The organism is Streptomyces olivaceus (assembly GCF_000721235.1).
GTDB lineage: Bacteria > Actinomycetota > Actinomycetes > Streptomycetales > Streptomycetaceae > Streptomyces > Streptomyces olivaceus.
Map to the genome: position 1 here is coordinate 81,296 of NZ_JOFH01000001.1, position 23,641 is coordinate 104,936.

The following is a 23,641-nucleotide window of genomic DNA, read 5'->3' on the forward strand; positions in this document are numbered from 1 at the left end:
GTCCGACCGCCGGGTACCACTGACCCACCCCCGGCCCGCACGCCCCGCCACTCCCGACCGTCACAGGAGGCCGCCTTGCGAGGATCCCCCGCCGTGCCCGCCCTGGCCACTGCCGCGCTGCTGCTGCCGCTGCTCGGCGCGGCCCCGTCCGCCGCCGAGCCCGCGGACGCGCCGCCCGCCCCCGACCGCCTGCAGCACGCCTTCGCCACCGCGGCGGCCGAGTACCACGTGCCGCAGAGCGTCCTGCTGGGCGTCTCCTACCTGCAGTCCCGCTGGGACGCGCACGGCGGCGCGCCGAGCGTGACCGGGGGCTACGGCCCGCTGCACCTGACCGACGCCCGGACGGCCATGGCCGGTGCCTCACACCACGGCGCGAGCGGCGAGGACCCGCGCGGCGACGACGCCCGCGCCCCGCTGCATCCGACGGTGGCCCAGGCACCGCCGGCCCGCCTCCCCGACCGGCTGACCACGCTGCCGAGGGCGGCCGAGCTGACCGGCCTGAGCCCCGAGTCGCTGCGCACCGACGCGTCCGCGAACGTGTCCGGCGGTGCCGCGCTGCTGGCCGCCGCACAGCGGGAACTGGACGAACCGCTCAGCTCGGACCCCGCCGACTGGTACGGGGCGGTGGCCCGCTTCTCGGGCGCCGAGGACTCCGCGACGGCCGCGGCCTTCGCCGACGGGGTGTACGGGGTGATCCGCTCGGGCGAGCGGCGCACCACGGACGCCGGCCAGCGGGTCGCCCTGGCCGCCCGTCCCGGTCTGGCGCCCGACGTCTCGCAGCTGGGCGGGGCGGGCCTGCGCGCCGCCTCCGCCGCCGGTACGGAGTGCCCGGACTCGGTGTCGTGCGAGTGGGTCCCCGCGCCGTACGAGGAGTTCGGCGACGGCGACTACGGCAACCACGACCTGGGCGACCGGGGAGGCTCCCAGCGCATCCGGTACATCGTCGTGCACGACACGGAGGGCACCTGGAACGGGGTCCTCGACATGGTCCAGGATCCCGCCTACGTCTCCTGGAACTACACGCTGCGCTCCACCGACGGCCACATCGCCCAGCATGTGAAGGCCAAGGACGTGGCCTGGCACGCGGGGAACTGGTACGTCAACGCCAACTCGATCGGCCTGGAGCACGAGGGCTTCCTCGCCGATCCGGACGCCTGGTACACGGAGGCGATGTACCGCTCGTCGGCCCGGCTGGTGAAGTACCTGGCGGCGAAGTACGACATCCCGCTGGACCGGCAGCACGTCCTCGGCCACGACAACGTCCCCGGCACCACCGCGGAGACCATCCCGGACATGCACACCGACCCGGGCCCGTACTGGGACTGGCGGCACTACTTCCAGCTGCTCGGCCATCCCTTCGAGCCGACCGCGGGCAAGAAGTCGGCTCTGGTGACGATCCGCCCCGACTACGCGGCCAACCGTCCCGGGTACACCGGCTGCGAGACGGCGGGCGAACCCTGTGCGGCGCACGGCTCCAGCGAGGTGCGGCTGTACTCCGACCACGACGTGAAGGCGCCCCTGATCAAGGACGCCGGCCTCGGCACGGCGCCCACGACCGGGGTGAACGACCTGTCCTCGCGGGTCTCCACGGGCCAGCAGTACGCGGTGGCCGACCGGTGGGGCGACTGGACGGCCATCTGGTACCTGGGGCAGAAGGCCTGGTTCCACAACCCCGCGAAGAGCCCGGCGGCGGTGCCCGCCTCGGGCCGGGTGATCACCCCGCGGAAGGGCCTGGACAGCGTCCCGGTGTACGGGCGCGCGTACCCCGAGAAGGGCGCCTACCCCGCGGAGGTACCCGCCCAGGCGGTGTCGGCGCTGCCCTACACCCTGTCCGCGGGGCAGAAGTACGCGGTGGGCGAGAAGGTGCCGGGCGAGTACTACTACGCGGTCTCCTTCGACGAGACCGCGCACCGGGTCGTGACCGGTGAGGACCAGTACTACGAGATCCAGTACGGCCACCGCGTCGCGTACGTGCGCGCCGCCGACGTCACCCTCACGACCGTGCGGTAGCCGCGCCCTCTCAGCCCTGCTGGAAAAGCTCCGCCGGGAGCGGCTTCAGCAGGGCGTACAGGTCGTCGGTGATGGGGCGGTCCCAGGCGGCGATGGTGACCAGGACGCCGTCGCTGCGGTCGAACTGCACGCAGGAGATCCGGCCCTCGGACAGCTTGAGCCGGCGCACGACCAGCAGGTTGTCGCCCTGCATCACCGGGACGTCCTCGGTGCCGACGACCGTGATCTCCTCGTCGTTCTCCAGTGCGAGGAGCAGTTGGGCCACCTCGAAGGGGATCTCGCCCTCGGGCACCTCGCGGGCCGGGGAGCCGTCCGGCAGGTTGCCGATGATCATCGCGGGGCCGCGGCCGCCGAACAGGTCGTAGCGCAGGAAGACGCCCTGACAGCTGCCGTCGGGCGCGGGCAGCAGGCCGGCGCCCAGATTGCCGGGCCAGTCGCCCGGGTCCATGGCCAGTACGTCGAAGTCGGGCCCGGCGGGCGTTGCGCTGCGGCGGCGGAGGAACGACATGCGGCCATGGTACGTGGCCGCGCACCTTCGGCGGGGTGCGGGCGGGACCCCGGACGGGCCGCGCGGCACGCTCGCGGCACTCGCGGCGGCGGGGTTGCACGACGGGATGGGCGGAGTCGGTCTCACTCCGCGGGCGGGGCCGGGGGTACCACCGCCACCGGGGCCGCCGCGTGGAGCAGGACGGCGTGGGCGACGGAACCCATCATGCGGGCGGGGGCCAGCAGGCGGCGCCGGTGGCGGCCGACGACGACCAGGTCGGCGTCCCGGGAGGCCGCGACCAGGTTGCCGGCGGCGTCGCCGGGCACGACGTGCGTCTCGGCCCGGACGCCGGGGTGGCGTCCCCGGTGCGGGGCGAGGAAGCCGTCGGCCAGGACCCGGGTCTCGCTCTCGACGGAGACCTCGTCGATCACCGGGGGCATCACCTGGCCGGCCGCGGCCCAGGTCTGCACCGGCCACGGGTACGCGGCGACGACCTGGAGGCGGGCGTCGCGCAGGGCGGCCTCCTCGAAGGCGTAGGACAGGGTGGCCTCGTCGGGGCTGTCCACGTGCAGGCCCACGACGACCCGCGGGCCGGGTTCCTCCGGCGCCTCCGCGTGGACCTCCCGGCCGGGGCGGGGCACCACGACGACGGGGCACTCGGCGTCGCGGGCGGCGGCGAGGCCGTTGGAGCCGAGCAGCAGACTGGCGAAGCCGCCGCGGCCCCGGGAGCCGAGCACCAGCGACTCGGCGTCGCGGCCCAGTTCCGGCAGGACCGCGCCCGGCACCCCCTCCATGCCGATGTACTCCGTGGCCACCGCGTAGGCCCTGCCCTGCAGGTGCGCGCGGGCCTGGTCGAGCACCGGGTCCTCGCCGGTGTCCGGCGGGCCCGCGACCAGGACGTCGGCCTGGGCCCAGGCGGCGTACTGGCGCACGTGGACCACCCGCAGCGCGGCCTCGCGCCGGTGTGCGGCCTCCAGCGCCCAGTCCAGGGCGCGCATGCTGTCGTCGGAACCGTCGACCGCCGCGATGACCGGCAGGGTGCTCATGGGTGCCTCACCTCCGGAGTACGCCCTTCCCCCCGGCGGCGGACGGGACACCCCGGTCCGTCCCGGTTCGGCCGGTCGGCGGACTCCGTCCGGCGGCTCAGGTGAGGTCGAACTCCCCTTCCCGCGCTCCCGACACGAACGCACCCCACTCCGCCGGCGTGAAGATCAGCGACGGGCTCTGCGGGCTGCCGCTGTTGCGCATGGCGATGAACCCCTCGACAAAGGCGATCTGGACATCCCCCAGACCCCGGCTGCTGGACTGCCACTGCGCGTTGCTGAGGTCCAGCTCCGGCTTGTCCCAGCCCATGAGCGGGCGCTGTTGGGTGGTGCTCTCGGCCACGTCCGTGCTCCTCCCGGTTTCGTCGTCCGCGGGCCAGCCTAGCGATCGGGCCGGAGCGCCGACAGGCCGTGCGGGGGATGCCTTCGCGGGAGATCCCGCGGTGGGTCCCGCGAGAGGTCAGGAGGCGGTGAAGCGGTCGCGGAGCTCGCGTTTGAGGATCTTCCCGCTGGCGTTGCGCGGCAGGGCGTCCACGAACCGGACCCGTTTGGGTGCCTTGAAGGCGGCGAGTTCCGCCCGGGCGTGGGCGATCAGTTCGTCCTCGGTGACCTCTGCGCGCGGGACGACGACGGCGGTGACGGCCTCGATCCACCGCTCGTCGGGCAGGCCGATCACCGCCGCCTCCGCGACGGCGTCGTGGGTGTAGAGGGCGTCCTCGACCTGGCGGGAGGCGACCAGCACGCCGCCGGAGTTGATCACGTCCTTCACCCGGTCGACGATCGTGAAGCAGCCGTCAGCGTCCCGCACGGCGAGGTCGCCGGAGTGGAACCAGCCGTCGCGGAAGGCGGCCCGGGTCTCCTCGGGCGCGTCCCAGTAACCGTCGCACAACTGCGGGGAGCGGTAGACGACTTCGCCGGGCGTGCCGTCGGGCACGTCCTTGCCGTCCTCGTCGACCACCCGCGCGTCGACGAAGAGGACGGGCCGGCCGCAGGAGCCCATGCGGCCCTCGTGCTCGTCCGGGCCGAGCACGGCCGCGAGGGGGCCGATCTCGCTCTGGCCGAAGCAGTTGTAGAGGGCGAGGTCGGGGAGGCGGGCGCGCAGCCGCTCCAGGACCGGCACCGGCATGATCGACGCGCCGTAGTAGGCCTTGCGCAGGCCGGTCAGGTCGCGGGTGGCGAAGTCGGCGCGGTTGGCGAGGCCGATCCACACGGTCGGCGGGGCGAACAGGCTGTCCACGCGGCCCGCTTCGACCAGGTCGAGGAGCCGGTCGCCGTCCGGTGCGTCCAGGACGATGTTCGTGGCGCCGACGGCCAGGTAGGGCAGCAGGAAGACGTGCGTCTGGGCCGAGTGGTACATCGGCAGCGCGTGCACGGGGCGGTCACCCGCGCCGAGGTCCAGGGCGGTGATGGCGCTCAGGTACTCGTGCACCAGCGCCCGGTGGGTCATCATGGCGCCCTTGGGCAGGGCGGTGGTGCCCGAGGTGTAGAGGAGCTGCACCAGGTCCTCGGCGGCGGGTTCGGGGCCGTCGTACGCCGGCGCCGCGGCGAGCCGGGCGAGGAGCGAGTCGTCGGTGTCGCGCAGGGACAGGGTGCGGGAAGCTCCGGGGAGCCGGGCGGCGAGGGCCGGGTCGGTGAGGACCAGGCCGCTGCCGGACTGGCGGAGGATGTAGGCGAGGTCGTCGCCGGTGAGGTTCTGGTTGACCGGGACGTGCACCAGGCCCGCCCGGGCGCAGGACAGGAAGGCGATCAGGTAGGCGTCGGAGTTGTGGCCGTAGGCGGCGACCCGGTCGCCCGGGGACAGTCCCTCGTCCAGCAGGACGCTCGCCGCGCGGCTGACCGCGGTGTCGAGTTCCCCGTACGTCCAGGTGCGGTCGCGGTACTCCACCGCGACGCGGGCCGGAGTGCGTCGGGCGCTGCGCCGCAGCACCCCGTCGACCGTGCTGCCGTGTCCGGGCGTCATGACAGGATCCTCGGCCGGTCACCGGGGCGGGTCAAGCCGTGCGCCCGGTCCGGCTCCTCGTCGCACCCGGTTCGTACGCCCCATTGACACGGCCCGTCACTGACAGGAAAGTTTCACTCCGCACGGCGCTGCGGGAAAGATACTTTCAGCTTCGGCGGCGGGAGGCTCTTCGATGGCCGGACGGGCGGCGGACGGATTCACCCGGCGTCGGCTGGGCGCGGGCGCACTGGCCCTGGGCGGTGCCCTGGCCGTCGCCCCGTTCGCTGCCGGCCCGGCCGAGGCGGTCGGCGAGCGGAGCCGCCGGCCCACCCTGCGGCACGGCTCCGCCGAGCGCGCCGGGCTGCTCCCGGGTCATCTGCGCCGGCTCGTCGGCGACGCCGAGGCGTATCTCGGTCCCTCGCCCGAGCACCCGTGGTACGCGGGCGCCGTCCTGCTCGCGGGCCGGGGCGGCACGGTCGCGCTGCACGAGCCGATCGGCATGGCGGTGCGCTACCGGGCCTACGACGAGGCGACCGACACCGGCGTCGAGTTCCCGGCCGGGCGGCAGATACCGACGACCGGGGACACGGTCTTCGACCTCGCGTCGGTCTCCAAGCTGTTCACCTCGATCCTCGCCGTGCAGCAGCTGGAGCGGGGCGCGCTGGAGCTGGAGGCACCGGTCGCCTCGTACCTGCCGGGCTTCGGCCGGGCCGGCAAGCAGGACATGACGCTGCGCCACCTGCTGACGCACACCTCGGGGTTCACGTCGTGGATACCGCTGTACGGCGCGCCCACCTACGAGGAGCGGGTCCGGCTCGTCTACGACGAGGCCCCGGTCGCCGCGCCCGGCACGGCGTACCTCTACTCGGACCTGAACATGATCTCGCTCCAGCTGGTCCTGGAGAAGGTCACGGGCCGCGCCCTGGACGTACTGCTGCGCGAGGAGATCACCGAGCCGCTCGGCCTCGACCGCACCCGCTACAACCCGCCCGCCTCCTGGCGGCCGGGCATCGCCGCCACGGAGGACGCCCGGCAGCCCTGGTCCGGCCTGGACCGGGGGCTGGTGTGGGGCGAGGTGCACGACGAGAACGCCTTCAGTCTGGGCGGCGTCGCCGGTCACGCGGGGGTGTTCTCCAACGCGTGGGACCTCGCGGTGCTGGGGCGCACGCTGCTCAACGGCGGTTCCTACGGCCGGGCGCGCGTCCTGCGGCCGGAGTCGGTGGAGCTGATGTTCACCGACTTCAACGCGGACTTCCCGGGCGACGAGCACGGCCTGGGCTTCGAGCTGTACCAGCACTGGTACATGGGGGCCATGGCGACGCCGCGCACGGCCGGGCACACCGGTTTCACGGGCACGTCGCTGGTGCTCGACCCGACGACCGACTCGTTCCTCGTCGTACTGGGCAACTCCGTGCACCCGGTGCGCTCTTGGCGTTCCGGTTCGGCCCCCAGGGTGGCGGCCGGCACCGACCTGGCGCGGGCCGTGCCGGTCCGGCCCGTGCACGGACGCACGGCATGGTTCTCGGGGACGGCGGGTTCCGCGACGGCCACGCTCACCCTGCCGGCGCTCGACACGTCGGCCGGCGGGGCACGGCTGGGCTGCGCGCTGTGGTGGGACACGGAGCCGGAGGCGGACGCCCTGGTCCTGGAGGCGTCGGCCGGCGGCGGCACCGGCTGGCAGCGTGTCGCGTTCACCACCGAGCGGGACGGCGAGGCACCGCGGGAGCATCCGGCGGGCTCGGCCACCGGCTGGTCGGGGCGGGTCTGGCACCGCTTGACGGCCGGCCTTCCGGCGGCACGCACGCTGGTCCTGCGCTGGCGGTACACGACCGACCGGCTGTACGTGGGCCGCGGCGCGTACGTCGACGGACTACGCGTACAGGCGGCCGGCGCGCTCCTGTTCCACGACGCGCGCCCCGCGGACGCGGCACGCGTCGAGGCGGTGGGCTGGACGGCGTCGGCCGACTAGGTGTACTGACCCGCGGGGTTGTTCACGCGGCTGATCGGTGGTGGGCCGCCGAGCGCGGGTGCGCTAGCCGTTGAAGACGGCCTTCTGCACCTCGTTGGGGCCGTCGAAGCTGTTCTCCCTCAGGCCGCCGAGACGGCTCACGACCTTGTCGTCGGCCTTGTTCTTGCGGGCGCAGTCGACGAGCGACTTCTTGTCCGCCGGGTAGTCCATGCCGTTGAGGGCCTTCTGCAGGTCGATGGGGCTCAGGTCCGCCATGACGGGCTCCTTGTCGTGATGGCCGCGGCTCTGTCGCCGAGCGGCGGTTCGCGTACGGAATTTCCGTTATGTCGCGGTACCCAGTCCCGTGCCGTGCATGCGCCCGTCAGCCCGCGGCCCCCTCCAGCACCGCCATCGCCGCGTTGTGCCCGGGTACGCCGCTCACCCCTCCCCCGCGCACGGCCCCGGCGCCGCACAGCAGCACGTTCTCCTGTCCGGTCGCCACGCCCCAGCGCCCGGCGCCCTCCTGGGCGTGGGGCCAGGACAGCTCCCGGTGGAAGATGTTGCCGCCGGGCAGCCGCAGGTCGCGCTCCAGGTCGAGCGGCGACCTGGCCTCGATGCAGGGCCGGCCGTCGGCGTCGGTCGCCAGGCAGTCCGCGAGGGGCTCGGCGAGGTGGGCGTCGAGCTGGGCGAGGGTCGACTGGAGGAGTTCGTCGCGCACGGCGTCGTTGTCCCCGGCGAAGAGGCGGGCGGGCGTGTGCAGCCCGAACAGGGTGAGCGTGTGCATGCCCTTCGCGGCCGGGTCCGGGCCGAGGATCGTGGGGTCGGTCAGCGAGTGGCAGTAGATCTCGGAGGGCGGGGCGGCGGGCAGGGAGCCGGCGGCCGCCCGGGCGTACGCGGCGGCGAGCTGCTCGTACCCCTCGGCGATGTGGAAGGTCCCGGCGAAGGCCTCGCGCGGGTCGGCTGCGGGGTCGCGGAGGGCCGGGAGGCGGGTCAGCAGCATGTTGACCTTGAGCTGGGCGCCTTCGGCGGGCGGGGGCGGCGGCTGGCCGGTGAGCGCCGCCAGTTCCCGCGGTGCGGCGTTCACCAGGACGTGGCGGGCGGCGGTGACGTGCTCGCCGTCGGCCGACCGGTGGGTGACCTCGGCCGTCCGCCCGTCCGCGTCGATCCGCACCGCCTCGTGCCCGGTGGCCAGCTCGGCGCCGGCGGCGCGCGCCGCGCCGGCCAGCGCGTCGGTGAGGGCGCCCATCCCTCCGACGGGGACGTCCCAGGCACCGGTGCCGCCGCCGATCACGTGGTAGAGGAAGCAGCGGTTCTGCCTCAGCGAGGGGTCGTGGGCGTCCGCGAAGGTGCCGATCAGGGCATCGGTGAGGGCGACACCGCGGACCGTGTCGTCGGCGAAGTGCCGCTCGATCGCGACGCCGATCGGTTCCTCGAACAGGGCCCGCCAGGCGACCGCGTCGTCGACCCTGCGGCGCAGTTCCTCCCGGGTGGGCAAAGGTTCGGTGAGGGTCGGGAAGATCCGCCGGGCCACGTGGCCGGTCATGGCGTAGAAGCGCTGCCAGGCCGCGAACTCCCGGTCCGACCCGGTGAGCCGGGCGAACGACTCGCGGGTGCGCCGCTCGCCGCCGCCGACGAGGAGCCCGGTGGGTCTTCCCCGGCGCTCCACGGGCGTGTACGAGGACACGGTGCGTCCGCGTACCCGGAAGTCCAGGCCCAGGTCCCGCACGATCTTCCCGGGCAGCAGGCTGACCAGGTACGAGTACCGGGACAGCCGCGCGTCGACGCCGGCGAACGGCCGCGTGGACACGGCCGCGCCGCCGGTGTGGGCCAGCCGCTCCAGGACCAGCACGGAGCGGCCGGCCCGAGCCAGGTAGGCGGCGGCGACCAGGCCGTTGTGGCCGCCGCCGACGATGACGGCGTCGTAGCTGCGGGCTGCGCGGGGCGGGGGCGTCATGGCTCTTGGTAACACGGGCCGGCCGGGCCCGGCCAGAGCACGGTCGTCGCACCGCGACCGCCCTGCCGCCGGAGGCCCCCGGCGGTGATGTGCAACCCGGCGATGCCCTGTTGGGAGGGTCGCGCCGATGCCGGCGACAGGCGGCCGGCCGGCCGGCGGTCAGGGGAGCTGGTAGGTGTCGGCCAACAGTGCCGTCTGGACGTCGAGCAGGGTGGTGGGGTCGTGGCCCATGCCGGTGAACTGGCCCGTGATCTCCAGGCTGACCGTGCCGTGCATCTGGGACCAGGTCGTCACGGCCCCGGCCAGCGCGGTGTCCGCCGCGGCGGACCGCCCCGTCCACTGCTCGACCCACGATGCCACCTCGGGCTCCTCGCGCAGCCACACCCGCATCTGCGCGAGGAGCGGATCCACGGAGACCAGCGGTCGCCCTTGGGCGAAGACGGACAGGAAGGGGCCCAGTACGGAGCGCGCCTCGCGCACGGTCTCGGCCGGGGCGGTGAAACCGGCCACCGGGGTGCCCTGGATGAGCAGGTACAGGTGCGGCCGCTCCACGGCCCACGCCCGGTAGGCGCTGATCAGTGCGTGGAGTGCGGCTCGCCCGCCGCCTCCGGCGTCCACCGCGTGGACGGCCGCGGCCGCGCCCCGGTAGGCGTCGAGCACCAGCTCCGCGAGCAGGTCGTCACGGCTGGCGAAGTAGCGGTAGAGCGCCGGGCCGGACATCCCGATCTCCTTCGCGATCCGCAGGAGGGCCACGCCCTCGATCCCGCCGGCGGCGAGCTGCCGTACGGCCACTTCCTTGATCTCCGCGCGGGTCTGCGCCCGGTACCGCGCGCGCGGACTGTCCGCACGACCTGCCATGCCGCCTCCTGTCACCGGTCGCGCGTCACCGGTCGTGAGTCACCGGTACGCTCGACCACGCTGTTCGGCCTCTAGCGTATGCGGCACCGTATCGCTGCCGGGACAGGGCAGAACGAACAGCGTGGCCTGCGGGTCAGCCCTTCGCCCGGGAGGCGAGGAACCCGCGGTACCACTCGAGGGTCTGCTCCAGGGTGGTCTCGATCGGGGTGGGTTCGACGCCGAACTCCCGCCGGAAGGCGGTGGAGTCCATGATCTGCGGCTCGGTGTGCTGGTAGAACAGCTCGGCGTAGGAGTTCATGAACGTCTCGTCGAACGGCCCGAAGGGCCGCGCCTCGTCCATCGTGACGGTCCGGAGCGGGTGGCCCACCAGCTCGCCCAGCGCGGTGAGGACCTCGCGCGTCGTGCGGGCGGGCGCGGTGGGCAGGTGCCAGGCCCGGCCGTCGCCGGACGGGTTCTCGGCAAGTACGGCCAGTCCCCGCGCCACGTCGAGGACGCTGGTGTAGCTGTGTTCGAGGTCGATGTCGCCGAGCGCCACGACCTCGCCGCCGGTGAGCGCGGCCGGGAAGACCGCCCCGCCCAGCGTGGAGTTCAGCACCCGCGGCCCGACGAAGTCCGCCGAGCGGCCCAGCACGACGCTAGCGCGGCCCTCTTTGTGGGCGGCCAGGTAGTTCTCGTCCAGCGCGGCGCGCATTCTGCCCTTGGCCGTGGCCGCCCGCCACGGGGTGTCCTCCGTCATGACCTCGCCGTGCGTCTCGCCGTAGGGGTACAGCGTGTCCAGGACGACCAGGCGCGCGCCGGTGCGCGCCACCGCGCCCAGCACCGCCTCCTGGATGCGGGGCATGACGTCGACCTGCAGGTGGTAGGCGACGTTGACGCAGTGGTGGACGACGCCGGCGCCCTCGATGGACGCGAGCGCCCCCTCCACCGTGCCGACGTCCCCGGCGAACCGCTCGACCCCGTCCAGCGGTTCACCGGTCCCGGCGCGGTCGACCAGCCGGACCGCGTGCCCGCGGCGCGCCAGTTCCAGGGCTACGGAGGTGCCCGCGGGGCCGGCCCCCAGAACGGTGTGGAGCAGACCAGGTGCTGCGCTCATGACGTGATCCCTTCGGCGGGGCGACGAAGCCCTCGGCTGTTATCGGTGAACACTTTAGTTATACACCGTAACCAACACTATCGCTTATCACCGTCAGGGCGGAGGCTTGTCACCGTCATGGCAGAGCAGGGGCAGGAAGGGGCAGGCAAGAGGGGGCAGGTCAGCGGACACCGTGCGGGGAAGGGGTCAGCGCAGGGTGTCGAGGAACTCTCCGCAGGCGCGGGCGCAGGCGCGGCAGGCCCGGGCACTCTCCTCGGCGCCCGGCTGCTCGTCGAAGGCGTGCGCGCTCTCCAGGCACACCTGCCGGCACCACTCCAGCTGGACGCGGATGGCGGCCTCGTCCACCAGGTTCTGCTCGGACAGCACCCGGCAAGTCGCGTCGCAGACCTCCGCGCACATGATGCCCCGGCGGCGGACGAGCTCCTGGTTCTCCGTTCCGTCCGGGTCCACGAGGCTCGCCCGGAGCGCGCAGGCCCTGGCGCACTCGGTGCACGCCTGGGCGCACACGAAGCGGTCCTCCAGGAAGCGGAACAGTTCCTGCTGATCCTGCTGGTCCCGCTGGGAACTCGTCGTCGATGTCACATCGGGGCGGGTTGCCGCAGAGCACGGCACCAAACCGCCGCCCCAGGGGTCCCCGGCCCGTTTCCTCGGGCGGGCGGCAGGGCACCCGTCGACTCTTCCCGCCCCGAGAAGGACGACGCACGGAGGTGCACGGACATGCCGGGACGACAGGAACTGCCGTCGACCCTGGAACGCTCGCCCCGCGAGGCCCAGCGCACGTGGATCAAGGCCCACGACTCGGCCGTCGAGGAGTACGGCGAGGGCGAGCGGGCCCACCGGGTGGCGTACGGGGCGCTGAAGCACACGTACGAGAAGGTGGGCGACCACTGGGAACGCAAGGAGGGCGGGCGCAAGGGCCCCTCCGACCCGCAGTCCGGCCGGCCCCGGCAGCAGGGCGGACGCAGCGGTGAGGGCGTCGACGAGAAGGCCTCGAAGGAGCATCTGTACGGCGTGGCCCGGCGCCTGGGTGTGGAGGGCCGCTCGCGGATGTCCAAGGCGGACCTGCTCGCGGCGATCCGCAAGGCCAACCGTTCCCGGACGCGGGAGTCCCGGTCGTCGTAGCGCCGGGTGGGCCGGGCGGGGGCCTGGCAGGTTGGTGGCGCAGACCCGGGGTACCCGCGCTCAATGAACATCGCATGGATGGACCTGGCCGCGGGCTCCGGCGGAGCCGCCGTCTGGCTGATCGTGGCCGCCGTCGTCGTGGTGGCCGTCCTGATCGGCGCGTTCGCCTTCGGCAGTCGGCAGAAGCGCCGGGAGTCCCCGCCGCCGCGTCCGCAGGACCAGCCGCACGTGCCCGACGACGGGCCGGTGCGGGAGGTGCGCGAACGGCGCGAGCCCGACGAGATGCCGAAGAGCGACGAGCGGACGCTGCCGCACGACCTCGGGCACCAGGGCAGCCGCACCGCCACCGGCCAGGAACGGCCGCGCTGGGACGAGGGCAGCAGCGGTTCGTTCGGCAGCGGCGGACCGGGCGGGCGCTGACTCGCCCGAACGACATCGGCAGCGGGTGACCGTACGTCACGCGTAGTTTCCGGCCCGGACGCCGGGGAACCCATGCGCCGTGCTGTTGCAGAGGAGAAGGGCCCGCGCGGGCGCGCGGGCCCGCCACGCGGCCGAGTCCACCGTCACCTGGGCCGACGGGCGGCTTCCCGTCTCCGAGGGCGGCGGGCTGCTGCGCAAGAGCTTCCCCGAGCACTGGTCGTTCCTGCTGGGCGAGATCGCCCTCTACAGCTTCGTCGTACTGCTGCTGACCGGCGTCTGGCTGACGCTGTTCTTCAAGCCCTCGATGACGCAGGTCGTCTACGACGGCTCGTACGAGCCCCTGCTCGGGGTGAGCATGTCGGAGGCCTACCGCTCGACGGTGGACATCAGTTTCGACGTCCGCGGCGGGCTGCTGATCCGGCAACTGCACCACTGGGCGGCCCTGGTGTTCCTGTCGGCCGTCGGAGTCCATCTGCTGCGGGTCTTCTTCACCGGGGCGTTCCGCCGGCCGCGCGAGGTCAACTGGCTGATCGGGGTCACGCTGTTCGTGCTGGCGCTCGCCGAGGGCTTCGCCGGCTACTCCCTCCCGGACGACCTGCTCTCCGGTACGGGGCTGCGCATCGCGCAGGGGATCATGCTGTCCATCCCGGTGGTGGGGACGTACATCAGCATGTTCGTGTTCGGCGGCGAGTACCCCGGCCACGACATGGTCCCCCGCCTGTACTCGCTGCACATCCTGCTGGTTCCCGGGCTGCTGCTGGCGCTGGTGACCCTCCATCTGATCCTGGTCTTCCACCTCAAGCACACCCAGTGGGCGGGCCCCGGCCGCACCCACCGCAACGCGGTGGGCAAACCGATGTTCCCGCAGTTCGTGACCAACTCCACCGGCCTGTTCTTCATGGTCTTCGGCGTCCTGGCGGTGCTCGCGGCGGTGGCCCAGATCAACCCGATCTGGGCGTACGGCCCCTACCGGCCCGACGTCGTCTCCAGCGGCTCACAGCCCGACTGGTACGTCGGCTTCCTGGAGGGCTCGCTGCGGCTGATGCCGCCGTTCGAGACGGCCGTCGCGGGCCACACCGTCATGTGGAACGTGCTGGTGCCCGCGGTCCTGCTGCCGGGCGCGCTGTTCGCGGTGCTGTACGCGTACCCGTTCTTCGAGCGGTGGGTGACGGGCGACCACCAGGAGCACCATCTGTGCGACCGGCCGCGTGACAGGCCGGTGCGCACCGGGCTGGGCGTCGCGGCGATCTGCTTCTACGGGGTGCTGCTGCTGGCGGGCGGCAACGACATCCTCGCCCACACCTTCGACCTCTCGCTGAACCTGCTCACCTGGGTCTTCCGGATCTCCCTGGTGCTGCTGCCGCCGCTGTCGTTCATGGCGGCCAAACGGGTCTGCCTGGCCCTGCAGGAACGGGAGCGGGAGCGGCTCGCCGAGGGCGAGGAGACGGGTGAGGTCCGGCAGACCCTGGCCGGCGGATACGTCGAGGAGCACGCGCCCCTCGACGCGGCGGAACGGTACGTGCTGCGGTCGCGGAACGTGCCGGAGCCGCTCGCGCCGGTGCCCGCGCCGGACGGGGACGGGGACGCGGAGGCGGAGGCCGGGGACGCCCCGCGGGTGGGGCGGCTGCGGGCGACGCTGAGCGAGTGGTACTACGGCGACCGGGTCGACGTGGTGGAGGTGGAGCCCGAGTCGTCCCCGGGGGCGCGCTCGGGGACGGGCGCGTCGGAGCGCTGAGTGCCCCGTCCGGCGTACTGGAAGACGAGCCCGGAGACGGCCATGGCGAGGATGCCGAAGCCGATCAGGGCGAGCCACAGCCCGTAGACGACGCCGAGCGCGAGGACGAGGGCGCCGAGCGCGATCGTGACGGGCCATGGGCTGTGCGGCGGGAAGAACTCCAGCGGGCCCGCGGCCTCATGGACCTCGGCGTCCCCGCGGTCCTGCGCGCGCGGCCCGCGCCTGCGGTGCTGGACGCGCAGGAAGAAGGCGATGAGCGAGGCCATCAGGAAGGCGACGGCCAGGGCGGCGGTGCCGGCCGGTTCGGCGGACCACCAGCCGTAACCGGCCGCCGCGAGGGCGAAGAAGACGGCCACACCGGTGAACAGACGGGCTTCGGTCCTCACTGCACATGCCTCTGGTCGTGTCGGGTGACGTCCGGATGGTGCAGGTCGAACGCCGGGGACTCGGAACGGATGCGGGGCAGCGACGTGAAGTTGTGCCGCGGCGGCGGACAGCTGGTGGTCCACTCCAGGGAGCGGCCGTAGCCCCAGGGGTCGTCGTGCTCGACCCGGGTGCCGTACTGGTGGGTGCGCCAGACGTTGTACAGGAACGGCAGGGTGGACAGGCCGAGGAGGAACGCGCCGACGGAGCTGACGGTGTTCAGCGTGGTGAAGCCGTCCGCGGCCAGGTAGTCGGCGTAGCGGCGGGGCATGCCCTGCTCGCCGAGCCAGTGCTGAACGAGGAACGTGGTCTGGAAGCCGACGAAGAGCGTCCAGAAGTGGACCTTCCCGAGGCGTTCGTCGAGCAGCTTGCCGGTGAACTTCGGCCACCAGAAGTAGAAGCCCGCGAACATCGCGAAGACGACCGTGCCGAACAGCACGTAGTGCAGGTGGGCGACGATGAAGTACGAGTCCGTGAGGTGGAAGTCGAGCGGCGGCGAGGCGATGAGGACGCCGCTCATGCCGCCGAGCAGGAAGGTCACCAGGAAGCCGCACGACCACAGCATGGGTGTCTCGAAGGACAGGGAGCCCCGCATCATCGTGCCGATCCAGTTGAAGAACTTCACCCCGGTCGGCACGGCGATGAGGAACGACATGAGGGAGAAGAAGGGCAGCAGCACGGCTCCGGTGGCGAACATGTGGTGGGCCCACACCACCGCGGACAGCATGGTGATGGCGATGGTGGCGCCGACCAGGCTCACGTAGCCGAAGATGGGCTTGCGGCTGAAGACCGGGATGATCTCGGAGACGATGCCGAAGAACGGCAGCGCCACGATGTACACCTCGGGGTGGCCGAAGAACCAGAACAGGTGCTGCCACAGCAGGGCCCCGCCGTTCGCGGCGTCGAAGACGTGCGCGCCGAACTTCCGGTCGGCCTCCAGCATGAGCAGCGCCGCGGTGAGCACGGGGAACGCGGGGAGCACCAGGATCGACGTGAACAGCACGTTCCACGTGAAGATCGGCATCCGGAACATCGTCATGCCGGGGGCGCGCAGACACATGACGGTGGTGATGAAGTTGACCGCGCCCAGTGTCGTGGACAGACCGGTCAGCACCAGTCCCATGGTCCACAGGTCCCCGCCGGCGCCGGGGCTGAACACCGCGCCGTTCAGGGGCGCGTAGGCGAACCAGCCGAAGGCGGCCGCTCCCCCGGGCGTCAGGAAGCCGGCCACCACCATCACTCCGCCGAACAGGTACAGCCAGTACGACAGCGCGTTCAGCCGCGGGAACGCCACGTCCGGGGCGCCGATCTGCAGCGGCATGACGGCGTTGGTGAAGCCCGCGAACAGCGGCGTCGCGAACAGCAGCATCATGATCGTGCCGTGCACGGTGAAGAGCTGGTTGTACTGCTCGGTGCTGAACAGCTGCAACCCCGGGCGGGCCAGCTCACTGCGCATCAGCAGGGCGAGGACGCCGCCGAGGAGGAAGAAGCCGAACGACGTCGTCATGTACAGGTTGCCGATCACCTTGTGATCGGTCGTCGTCGCCCATCGCGCGAGCGCCCGCCCCGGCGTCCGGTTGGTCCGCTGCCGCGCCGGTGACCGACGCGGCACCCCGGTCCTCCTGTCCACCGCCATGCGGCGGAGGGTACTCAGGGCCCTCCGCCGCAGTGGCGGGCCACGCCGGGCAGGCCGCGAGACGCGCCGCCGCACCACCCGGTGCGCCGAGCGGTACGGGCGGACGGACGGGCACCGGCCCGGACGCGGCCCTGACCCGGCCCGCGGTCACCCCGTGCCGGCCGAGTCAGGGAGCGGAGTGGGAACGCGCCCCCTGCGGTGTCGGGCGGTTGGCGCGGGCGGCGTCGGCCAGGGCCTGGGCGGCGGCCTTGGCGGCCTGTTCCGTGTCGCTGGCCGCCTGGGCGGCGCCGTCGTCGGAGTCCTGTTCGCGGGTGGCGGGCGACTGGGGCAGCGCCTCGGTGAAGGCACGGGACACCCCTTGGAGCGCGGTGGTGACCTCGCTGGGGATGACCCAGAAGGTGCTGCCCGGACCCTGGGCGAGCTGCGGCAGTACCTGGAGGTACTGGTAGGCGAGGAGGCCCGGGTCGGGGTCGTTGCGGTGGACGGCCTGGAAGACCTCGTCGATGGCCCGGGACTGGCCCTCGGCCTTGAGGATCTCCGCGGTGCGATTGCCCTCCGCGCGCAGCACCGCGGCCTGCTTGTCGCCCTCGGCGGTGAGGATCTGCGACTGCCGCTGTCCCTCGGCGCCGAGGATCGCGGCCCGCTTGTCCCGTTCGGCCCGCATCTGCTTCTGCATCGCGTCCTTGATGGACTGCGGCGGGTCGATGGCCTTGATCTCGACGCGGTTCACCCGCAGTCCCCACTTTCCCGTCGCCTCGTCGAGTACGCCGCGGAGCTGGCTGTTGATGGTGTCGCGGGAGGTGAGGGTCTTTTCCAGGTCCATGGAGCCCACGACATTGCGCAGCGTGGTGACGGTGAGCTGCTCGACCGCCTGGAGGAAATTGGCGATCTCGTAGAAGGCCGCGCGCGGATCGGTGACCTGGAAATACAGCACGGTGTCGATCTCGACGACCAGATTGTCCTCGGTGATGACCGGCTGGGGTTTGAAGGAGACGACCTGTTCCCGCAGGTCTATCACCGGATACACGCGGTCGATGTACGGGATCACGAGGCTCAGGCCGGGTTTCAGTGTGCGGTGGTACCGGCCCAGCCGCTCGACGTTGCGGGCGCGGGCCTGGGGAACGATGCGTACCGCCCGCACCACGGTGAACACCGCGAGAAGCGCGACGATCACACCGGCTATGAGAAAAGCCGAGGCTTCCATGGTCACTCCCGGGGATAGACGAATGCGGTGGACCCGCTGATCTCCATGACGTCGACGGTCGAGCCCCGGGGAATCACCAGCGTCTCGTCGTAGGCCCGGGCCGTCCATTCCTCACCGTCGATACGCACCCTGCCCTCCCGGCCCGTCACGTCGGAGACGACATAGGCGGCCTTGCCGACCAGCGCGTCCACGCCGAATCGCGCGGTCGGGGGCTGGAGCACATGGCGCAGCGCGACGGGGCGCACGAAAAGGAGAGTGACCGTGGAGACGGCGGTGAAGACGACGAACTGAAAAGGCGGAGACAATCCTGCCGCGGCGGATCCGGACGTGATCAGCGCGGCCGCGCCCAGCATTCCGAGCGCGGCGGTCAGCGTGAAGATCTCCGCCACGATGAGAACCGCCGAAACGATCAACCAGATCAGCCACGGATCCATGACGACCCCCTTTTGGCTTTGGTGATTATTTTACCGGCTACCGGCGAAAGGGGACCCGCTCGTCACCGACGATCATTTCGTGGGTGGAAAGGATGACGTGGACGCCGTCGGCACCGCCGAGTTCAAGTACGACGCCCAGGTACGGGGTCACGACGGTCAGTCCGCCGCCGGTTCCCCGCAGGGCGCGCGAGCGCCGTCGCGGTGCAGCCCGCGTCGAGGGGCACCGACACCCCCACGTCGGCTCCCGGCACACCGCAGAAGCTGGAGATCGACCACGCGGTGGTCGGCGGCGGCTCGGGCTTCGTGGAGACGGCCGCGGACTTCACGCAGCCGGCGGCCGAGTGCAACGTGTCGCGGTGGAGCGACAAGGTCAACACGGATGCCGTGGCGGCCGCTTCGGTGGCCGGGACGGGCCTGGGCCTCGGCACGCTGAAGTTCTCCGGCTCCGGAGCGGTGGCCGAGGCGGAGGGGATCGCCCGGCCGTGACCGGCTGAGCATGGCGCACCCCGCGGCTGGGGGTCTGTCCGTCGAGGGGCCCAGCCGCTTCGTGAGGGCTCCCTACACCTCGGGCACGTCGCCCGGACGGCGGGCCCAGGACGACGCGATGTGCTCGCGCATCGCCTCGGCGGCCGCGTCGCCGTCCCGGGCCAGCACGGCGGCCGCGACCCGGGCATGCGCCTCGTGGGTGGATTCGATGTCGTGGCGGGTGGGGTCGCCGCTGCGCTGCGGGGAGCGCACAGCCTTGCTCCGGATGCTGGACACGATGGCCCGTCCGAACGCGTCCTGGGAGGCGCGGTGGATGATCTCGTGGAACTCGATGTCCGCACGCGTGTACGCCTCGGGGTCGTCGATCAGGCCCGCGAGTTCGTCCAGCTTGGCCGACAGCGCCGCCGCCTGCTCGTCGTCGATGCGCCCGGCGGCACGGGCGGCCATCGCGCACTCCAGGGTCGTCCTGGTCTCGATGAGGTTGTCCAGGTAGACCAGGCGGTCCTCGCGCTGGAACAGGGCGTCGAGGACCAGCGGGTCGAGCAGGCTCCACTGCTCCTGGCCGAGCACCACGGTCCCCCAGCCCTGGCGGGTCGCCACCAGCCCCTTCTCGGCGAGCGTCGTCGTCGCCTCCCGGATCACGGTCCGGCTCACCTCGTACTCCTCGCAGAGGTCACCCGCCGACGGCAGGGCCGAGCCCGGCGGGTACTCACCGAGCACGATGGCCGTCGCGAGGCTCTGAACGACGGCCGCAGCGAGCGGCGGCCGGCGCCGCCCGGGTCGGGACCCGGCGGTGGTGTCCGCGGATGGCTTGATCATCTGGTCGAAGACTCCCCATGTTCGTGCAGATCGCCCGGACCCCGCTGTCCAAGTGCCGCAAGGTTAACCGAACACGCTGAGGTCATCACTCGTCTGACAAGTGACGACTCAGCGCGAGGTGCGCCGCGCGGGCGGCCTGCGGCCCGCAGAAGCGCGATGCGAGTCACCGGATACCGGTCCCTTGCCTCGGTCCCACGAGTGGGACGGCCGGTGGGCAACGTGGACGGTGCCGTCGCCGCCGGAGCTACCGAGGTGCCGGTCCTGCTCCTCGAGACTCGACGAGGGCCTTACCGGCGTGGGCCTCGGCGGCCACACCGACGGATTCGAGGTGTCCGTCGCCGAGGGACCTGCGGGTCCGAGGACACGCCCCTGCTCGCCGCCGACCTCGTCGTGCGCCCCTGGGCGGCGGGCGGGCCGACGGCGGACCAGGAGGCGAACCCGGTCGACGCGGTGGAGACAGACACGGGCTTCGCCCGCCGGCACGGGGGGGGGCGTCGCGGACGTCGCCAACCCGCGCTGCCTGGGGATGGTCGGGGGGACGCTTCCTGCGGCACCCGGACGACTTGCAGGAGTTCACCGACTCCGTCAACACCGTCCTGGTCACGTCCGTACTCACCCCGGGCGCGGGCGACCCGTGGGACGTACCCGTCGAATTCGCCGTGGTGTGGACGCGCCGCTGGGACGCGGGGCCGGGTCTTCGTCTGCACCCTGGGCCACCGCGTCGCCGGCCTCCGGGTTCCGCAGACGGCGGCAATCGTGGACCGGGCCCGCGTCCCGTCGGGACCGACAGGGGGCGCGGACGGCCCCGGAGACCGTCTGGGCCGACACCCCGGCGGCCGCCGCCACGTCCGCCAGGGTCACCGAACGGGTTGCTGATCGTTTGCGCGGGCGGCGGGGCGGCGGCTGGGTCACGCCGGAAACGATCTCGGCCGTCACAGGGCTCCCCGCGCCACCAGCGACCGCATCAGGTCGGCGATGCCGAAGGTCCACGGCGCGCACGCGTCGCTGGCCCTGATCCGGTTGACCAGCGTGCCGAGCCGCGGTGTGGCGATGGCGACGAGGTCGCCGTCGTGGTGGGTGAACCCCTGCCCGGGCGCGTCCCGGTCCTCGACGGGCGCGAACATCGTGCCGAGGTAGAGCACCGCGCCGTCGGGGTACTGGTGGTGCGGTCCCAGCAGCTGCGCGACGAGGTCCAGCGGGTCGCGGCTGATGGCGGCCATCGAGGACTCGGCGCCGAGCCGGTACCCGTCGGCACCCTCGACGGTCAGGGTCACCGTAGCCCGCCGTACGTCGTCGATGCCGAAGTCCGCGTCGAACAGGCGCAGGAAGGGGCCGAGGGCGGCCGAGGCGTTGTTGTCCTTGGCCTGGGGCAGCAGCAGGGCGGAACGGCCCTCCACGTCACGCAGGTTGACGTCGTTGCCGAGCGTCGCGCCGACGGCCGCGCCGGTGGAGGAGACGGCCAGCGCCACCTCCGGCTCCGGGTTGTTCCAGCGCGAGGCCGGGTGCACCCCGGCGTCGGCGCCGACACCGACGGCGGACAGTACGGGCGCCTTGGTGAAGATCTCGGCGTCGGGCCCGATGCCGACCTCCAGGTACTGGCTCCACGCCCCCTGCGCGACCAGGATCTCCTTGAGCGCGGCGGCCTCCTCGGAGCCGGGCCGCAGGGCGGCGACGTCGTCCCCGACGAGCCTCCTGATGCTCTCCCGGGCCTCGGCAGCACCGGCGGCGTCGCCGCGGACGCGTTCCTCGATGACGCGCTCCAGCATCGAGACCACGAAGGTGACCCCGGCGGCCTTGACGGCCTGGAGGTCCACCGGCGCCAGCAGCCACGGCCGCCGCGGATCCCGGTCGTCGACGGGCGTGTTGGCGAGCACCTCGTCGAGTCCGGCGATCCGCTCGCCGTGCGCGGCGCGCAGCCGGGCGGCGGGGTCCGGGCTCTCGCACAGGTCGCGCACCGTCGGGAAGGCCGCGGTGACGTCGTGCAGGCCGTCCTCGCGGACGGCGACGACGGACGGCCCGAGGCCGGGCCGCCAGACCCGGCCGGCGAGCGCGCCCCCGGTGCCGTCGGCGGGCAGGATGGTCGATGCGTCCGGCCACTGGTTCATGACGTTCCTCTCAGCGCTTGCGGAAAACGGGGGTGCGCTTCTCGGCGAACGCGCGGCGGCCCTCGGCGGCGTCCTCGGTGGCGAAGCAGATGGTCTGCAGGTCGCGCTCGTAGGGCATGTCGGGGGGGTGACGGCGTTGAGCTTGGCGGGCCGGTCGAGGGTGAGCGTCGCGACGCGGTCCGCGACGTCCAACCGGACGTGCCCGGTGCCGAGTCGGGGGAGAACGGAACCTGCTGCGGTGTCGGTGTCGGTCATGTGTGTCGTTCCTTCGGCGTACGGCTCGTCCGGTACAGCGTGCGCCTCCGATCGAGTGCTTCACGGTGGTCGGTCTCCCCGGCGAGCGCGGCGCGTACGGCGGCCGAGGAGGCGCCCTGGAAGCCGATGTACCCGGCGTGCCGGGGCCGCACCCACGCCTGCTCGCACGTGGCGGTGACGCGCCGGTAGAAGTCGGCGGCGACGGTTGCGGGGTCCGTCCAGGCGGCGCGGGTGCTGGGCTGTCCGCTGTGCCGGTGCGGTCGCCCGCCGCCGCGGTGGGGGCGTCGGTGAAGGTGAGCCGGTCGGCATAGGTGACGTAGCCGTACACGAGCCCCGACCCGCGCCCTCGCCAGGGAGCTGGGTCCCGCCGAGATCCGCGTCAACTGCGTCTCCCCCGGCGCCTTCCCCACGGCGGCCGAGGAGATCCACGAGGACCCGGAGGCGTACCGCCGGCACGTGCTCGACCACCAGGCGCTGAAGCGGCGCGGCCGGCCGGAGGAACTGGCCTCGGTGGTGTCCTTCCTCACCGGCCCCGACGCCTCCTTCGTCACGGGCCAGTGCGTCGAGGTCAACGGAGGGTGGGTGATGGCGTGAAGCTGTACGGACGCTCCCACGACCGGCAGTCCCTCGCCCGGCACGCGGGCGATCTGAGCGCGGCGGGCGGGGTCCGGTCCGTCGTCCTGGACGACGGCTCCGAACGCGGCATCCGCACACTGGAGTTCCGTACCGGCGGCGGGCTCGCGTTCGACGTGCTGGTGGACCGGGCCATGGACCTGGGCGGGGCCGAGTTCGAGGGCCGTGGCTTCGGCTGGCGCTCGGCGACGGGCTTCCGCCACCCCGGACTGCACGAGTACCGCGACGACGACGGCCTGTCCATGATGCGCAGCTTCTCGGGGCTGCTGCTCACCGCGGGTCTCGACCACACGCTCTTCGGCGGCGAGGTGGACGCCTCGCAGTACCGCTACCCGCCGCGGCGCACGGCCGTGCACGCCCTGCACGGCCGGGTCGCCAACCTCCCGGCCCGGCTGACCGGGTACGGCGAGCGGTGGGAGGCGGACGGCCGCTGCGTGCTGTGGGCCGAGGGCGAGGTGCGCCAGGCGGCCATTTTCGGCGAGCACCTGCGGCTCACCCGCCGCATCGAGGCCGACCTCGGGGGTACGGAGATCCGCCTGATCGACCGGGTGCACAACGCGGGCTTCGACCCGACGCCGCACATGTACCTCTACCACATCAACGTCGGCTGGCCCTTCCTGGACGAGGGCGCGCGCTACGAGTTGCCGCCGCACCGCACCCTGTGGAGCAGTGACAGCGTCGCCGAACAGGGCGTCTCCCGCACCGAGATGCCGGCTCCGCTGCCGGGCTTCGTCGAGCAGGTCTACGAGCACGCCCTGGAACCCGACGCGGCGGGCCTGGTCCGGCCCCGGCTGGTCAACGAACGCCTGGGTGTCTACTTCGAGTTGGAGTTCGACACGGCCCAGTTCCCGTCGTTCTTCCAGTGGCTGCACCTGCGCGAGGGCGCCTACGCGGTGGGGTTCGAACCGTCCACGCACCAGGTGCAGGGCGAGGCCGCGGCCCGGGAGGACGGCTCCATGACGTTCCTGGCTCCCGGCGAGGAGCGGGAGTACACCACCGCGTTCCGGGTGGGGCGCCCGGACTGACCGCGGGACCCG

The 23,641-nt window shown here is 72.8% G+C and carries 23 protein-coding genes; 8 read left to right on the plus strand and 15 right to left on the minus strand.

Annotated features, from left to right (window positions below):
• Positions 1–75 precede the first annotated feature (75 nt).
• Positions 76–2,010, plus strand: coding sequence for an N-acetylmuramoyl-L-alanine amidase (locus tag IG94_RS0100390; RefSeq protein WP_052410494.1), 1,935 nt, complete (start codon positions 76–78; stop codon positions 2,008–2,010).
• 10 nt (positions 2,011–2,020) lie between these two features.
• Here IG94_RS0100390 and IG94_RS0100395 read toward each other — a convergent pair whose 3' ends face one another.
• The 4 genes from IG94_RS0100395 to IG94_RS0100410 form a co-directional block, all read right to left on the minus strand.
• Positions 2,021–2,518, minus strand: coding sequence for a hypothetical protein (locus IG94_RS0100395; RefSeq protein ID WP_031029115.1), 498 nt, complete (start codon positions 2,516–2,518; stop codon positions 2,021–2,023).
• A gap of 122 nt (positions 2,519–2,640) precedes the next feature.
• Positions 2,641–3,543: a universal stress protein gene (locus tag IG94_RS0100400; protein ID WP_031029118.1), complete on the minus strand. Its 903-nt coding sequence runs from the start codon at positions 3,541–3,543 to the stop codon at positions 2,641–2,643.
• 97 nt (positions 3,544–3,640) lie between these two features.
• Complete coding sequence (locus IG94_RS0100405) at positions 3,641–3,883, minus strand: DUF397 domain-containing protein (protein ID WP_007446660.1); 243 nt, start codon at positions 3,881–3,883, stop codon at positions 3,641–3,643.
• Between the two features lie 117 nt (positions 3,884–4,000).
• Positions 4,001–5,500, minus strand: coding sequence for an acyl-CoA synthetase (locus tag IG94_RS0100410; protein ID WP_031029122.1), 1,500 nt, complete (start codon positions 5,498–5,500; stop codon positions 4,001–4,003).
• A 172-nt stretch (positions 5,501–5,672) separates the two neighbouring features.
• Between IG94_RS0100410 and IG94_RS0100415 the strand changes: the two genes are divergently transcribed.
• Positions 5,673–7,448: a serine hydrolase domain-containing protein gene (locus IG94_RS0100415; protein WP_031029126.1), complete on the plus strand. Its 1,776-nt coding sequence runs from the start codon at positions 5,673–5,675 to the stop codon at positions 7,446–7,448.
• Between the two features lie 63 nt (positions 7,449–7,511).
• Here IG94_RS0100415 and IG94_RS0100420 read toward each other — a convergent pair whose 3' ends face one another.
• From IG94_RS0100420 to IG94_RS0100440, 5 genes are all read right to left on the minus strand, one after another.
• A complete protein-coding gene (locus IG94_RS0100420) occupies positions 7,512–7,703 on the minus strand; it encodes a DUF2795 domain-containing protein (RefSeq protein ID WP_031029128.1) in 192 nt (63 codons plus the stop codon).
• Positions 7,704–7,809: 106 nt separating this feature from the next.
• On the minus strand, positions 7,810–9,381 hold the full coding sequence (locus IG94_RS0100425) for a phytoene desaturase family protein (protein ID WP_031029131.1): 1,572 nt from the start codon (positions 9,379–9,381) through the stop codon (positions 7,810–7,812).
• Positions 9,382–9,540: 159 nt separating this feature from the next.
• The gene (locus IG94_RS0100430) at positions 9,541–10,239 is read right to left on the minus strand and encodes a TetR/AcrR family transcriptional regulator (RefSeq protein ID WP_031029134.1); all 699 of its coding nucleotides are present in this window, start codon (positions 10,237–10,239) and stop codon (positions 9,541–9,543) included.
• A gap of 133 nt (positions 10,240–10,372) precedes the next feature.
• Positions 10,373–11,332 carry an NAD-dependent epimerase/dehydratase family protein gene (locus IG94_RS0100435; RefSeq protein WP_031029137.1) on the minus strand — a complete coding sequence of 320 codons (960 nt, stop codon included), beginning with the start codon at positions 11,330–11,332 and terminating at the stop codon, positions 10,373–10,375.
• 186 nt (positions 11,333–11,518) lie between these two features.
• Entirely contained in the window at positions 11,519–11,914 is a 396-nt protein-coding gene (locus tag IG94_RS0100440; RefSeq protein WP_031029140.1) for a four-helix bundle copper-binding protein, read from the minus strand.
• Positions 11,915–12,049: 135 nt separating this feature from the next.
• On the opposite strand from IG94_RS0100440, the gene IG94_RS0100445 reads away from it, so the two are divergent.
• The 3 genes from IG94_RS0100445 (at position 12,050) to qcrB (ending at position 14,609) form a co-directional block, all read left to right on the plus strand.
• Positions 12,050–12,454 (plus strand): ChaB family protein, encoded by a 405-nt coding sequence (locus tag IG94_RS0100445; RefSeq protein ID WP_031029143.1) that lies wholly within the window; start codon positions 12,050–12,052, stop codon positions 12,452–12,454.
• A gap of 63 nt (positions 12,455–12,517) precedes the next feature.
• The gene (locus IG94_RS0100450) at positions 12,518–12,874 is read left to right on the plus strand and encodes a DUF6479 family protein (RefSeq protein ID WP_031029146.1); all 357 of its coding nucleotides are present in this window, start codon (positions 12,518–12,520) and stop codon (positions 12,872–12,874) included.
• Between the two features lie 79 nt (positions 12,875–12,953).
• Complete coding sequence (gene qcrB, locus IG94_RS0100455) at positions 12,954–14,609, plus strand: cytochrome bc1 complex cytochrome b subunit (protein ID WP_031029149.1); 1,656 nt, start codon at positions 12,954–12,956, stop codon at positions 14,607–14,609.
• On the opposite strand, the gene ctaF is transcribed toward qcrB, so the two are convergent.
• The 4 genes from ctaF to IG94_RS0100475 form a co-directional block, all read right to left on the minus strand.
• On the minus strand, positions 14,525–14,995 hold the full coding sequence (gene ctaF, locus IG94_RS0100460) for an aa3-type cytochrome oxidase subunit IV (protein ID WP_031029153.1): 471 nt from the start codon (positions 14,993–14,995) through the stop codon (positions 14,525–14,527). The two genes, qcrB and ctaF, sit on opposite strands and share 85 nt — an antisense overlap.
• On the minus strand, positions 14,992–16,668 hold the full coding sequence (gene ctaD, locus IG94_RS0100465; RefSeq protein WP_052410495.1) for an aa3-type cytochrome oxidase subunit I: 1,677 nt from the start codon (positions 16,666–16,668) through the stop codon (positions 14,992–14,994). The genes ctaF and ctaD overlap by 4 nt, the downstream gene beginning before the upstream one ends.
• 166 nt (positions 16,669–16,834) lie before the next feature.
• Complete coding sequence (locus tag IG94_RS0100470; protein WP_031029158.1) at positions 16,835–17,872, minus strand: SPFH domain-containing protein; 1,038 nt, start codon at positions 17,870–17,872, stop codon at positions 16,835–16,837.
• Between the two features lie 2 nt (positions 17,873–17,874).
• A complete protein-coding gene (locus IG94_RS0100475; RefSeq protein ID WP_031029161.1) occupies positions 17,875–18,306 on the minus strand; it encodes an NfeD family protein in 432 nt (143 codons plus the stop codon).
• Positions 18,307–18,507: 201 nt separating this feature from the next.
• On the opposite strand from IG94_RS0100475, the gene IG94_RS0100485 reads away from it, so the two are divergent.
• Complete coding sequence (locus IG94_RS0100485) at positions 18,508–18,792, plus strand: hypothetical protein (RefSeq protein WP_031029166.1); 285 nt, start codon at positions 18,508–18,510, stop codon at positions 18,790–18,792.
• Positions 18,793–18,864: 72 nt separating this feature from the next.
• On the opposite strand, the gene IG94_RS0100490 is transcribed toward IG94_RS0100485, so the two are convergent.
• Positions 18,865–19,611, minus strand: coding sequence for a FadR/GntR family transcriptional regulator (locus tag IG94_RS0100490; protein WP_031029167.1), 747 nt, complete (start codon positions 19,609–19,611; stop codon positions 18,865–18,867).
• Between the two features lie 932 nt (positions 19,612–20,543).
• Positions 20,544–21,716 (minus strand): fumarylacetoacetate hydrolase family protein, encoded by a 1,173-nt coding sequence (locus IG94_RS0100495; protein WP_031029185.1) that lies wholly within the window; start codon positions 21,714–21,716, stop codon positions 20,544–20,546.
• Positions 21,717–22,343: 627 nt separating this feature from the next.
• On the opposite strand from IG94_RS0100495, the gene IG94_RS38370 reads away from it, so the two are divergent.
• Together IG94_RS38370 and IG94_RS0100510 are read left to right on the plus strand one after the other, a co-directional pair.
• Positions 22,344–22,565, plus strand: a complete 222-nt coding sequence (locus IG94_RS38370; protein ID WP_224321076.1) for an SDR family oxidoreductase — start codon at positions 22,344–22,346, stop codon at positions 22,563–22,565.
• Complete coding sequence (locus tag IG94_RS0100510; RefSeq protein ID WP_031029188.1) at positions 22,562–23,629, plus strand: aldose 1-epimerase family protein; 1,068 nt, start codon at positions 22,562–22,564, stop codon at positions 23,627–23,629. Before IG94_RS38370 ends, IG94_RS0100510 begins: the two co-directional genes overlap by 4 nt.
• The last annotated feature ends 12 nt before the right edge of the window (positions 23,630–23,641 follow it).

Excerpts from the sequence above, each read along its gene's own strand:
- IG94_RS0100415 (WP_031029126.1), top strand. The coding sequence starts at position 5,673 with ATGGCCGGACGGGCGGCGGACGGATTCACCCGGCGTCGGCTGGGCGCG.
- IG94_RS0100435 (WP_031029137.1), bottom strand. The coding sequence starts at position 11,332 with ATGAGCGCAGCACCTGGTCTGCTCCACACCGTTCTGGGGGCCGGCCCC.
- IG94_RS0100490 (WP_031029167.1), bottom strand. The coding sequence starts at position 19,611 with ATGATCAAGCCATCCGCGGACACCACCGCCGGGTCCCGACCCGGGCGG.
- IG94_RS0100475 (WP_031029161.1), bottom strand. The coding sequence starts at position 18,306 with ATGGATCCGTGGCTGATCTGGTTGATCGTTTCGGCGGTTCTCATCGTG.
- IG94_RS0100430 (WP_031029134.1), bottom strand. The coding sequence starts at position 10,239 with ATGGCAGGTCGTGCGGACAGTCCGCGCGCGCGGTACCGGGCGCAGACC.
- IG94_RS0100445 (WP_031029143.1), top strand. The coding sequence starts at position 12,050 with ATGCCGGGACGACAGGAACTGCCGTCGACCCTGGAACGCTCGCCCCGC.
- IG94_RS0100410 (WP_031029122.1), bottom strand. The coding sequence starts at position 5,500 with ATGACGCCCGGACACGGCAGCACGGTCGACGGGGTGCTGCGGCGCAGC.
- IG94_RS0100450 (WP_031029146.1), top strand. The coding sequence starts at position 12,518 with ATGAACATCGCATGGATGGACCTGGCCGCGGGCTCCGGCGGAGCCGCC.
- IG94_RS0100395 (WP_031029115.1), bottom strand. The coding sequence starts at position 2,518 with ATGTCGTTCCTCCGCCGCCGCAGCGCAACGCCCGCCGGGCCCGACTTC.
- ctaD (WP_052410495.1), bottom strand. The coding sequence starts at position 16,668 with ATGGCGGTGGACAGGAGGACCGGGGTGCCGCGTCGGTCACCGGCGCGG.
- IG94_RS0100495 (WP_031029185.1), bottom strand. The coding sequence starts at position 21,716 with ATGAACCAGTGGCCGGACGCATCGACCATCCTGCCCGCCGACGGCACC.
- IG94_RS0100400 (WP_031029118.1), bottom strand. The coding sequence starts at position 3,543 with ATGAGCACCCTGCCGGTCATCGCGGCGGTCGACGGTTCCGACGACAGC.
- IG94_RS0100420 (WP_031029128.1), bottom strand. The coding sequence starts at position 7,703 with ATGGCGGACCTGAGCCCCATCGACCTGCAGAAGGCCCTCAACGGCATG.
- IG94_RS0100470 (WP_031029158.1), bottom strand. The coding sequence starts at position 17,872 with ATGGAAGCCTCGGCTTTTCTCATAGCCGGTGTGATCGTCGCGCTTCTC.
- IG94_RS0100425 (WP_031029131.1), bottom strand. The coding sequence starts at position 9,381 with ATGACGCCCCCGCCCCGCGCAGCCCGCAGCTACGACGCCGTCATCGTC.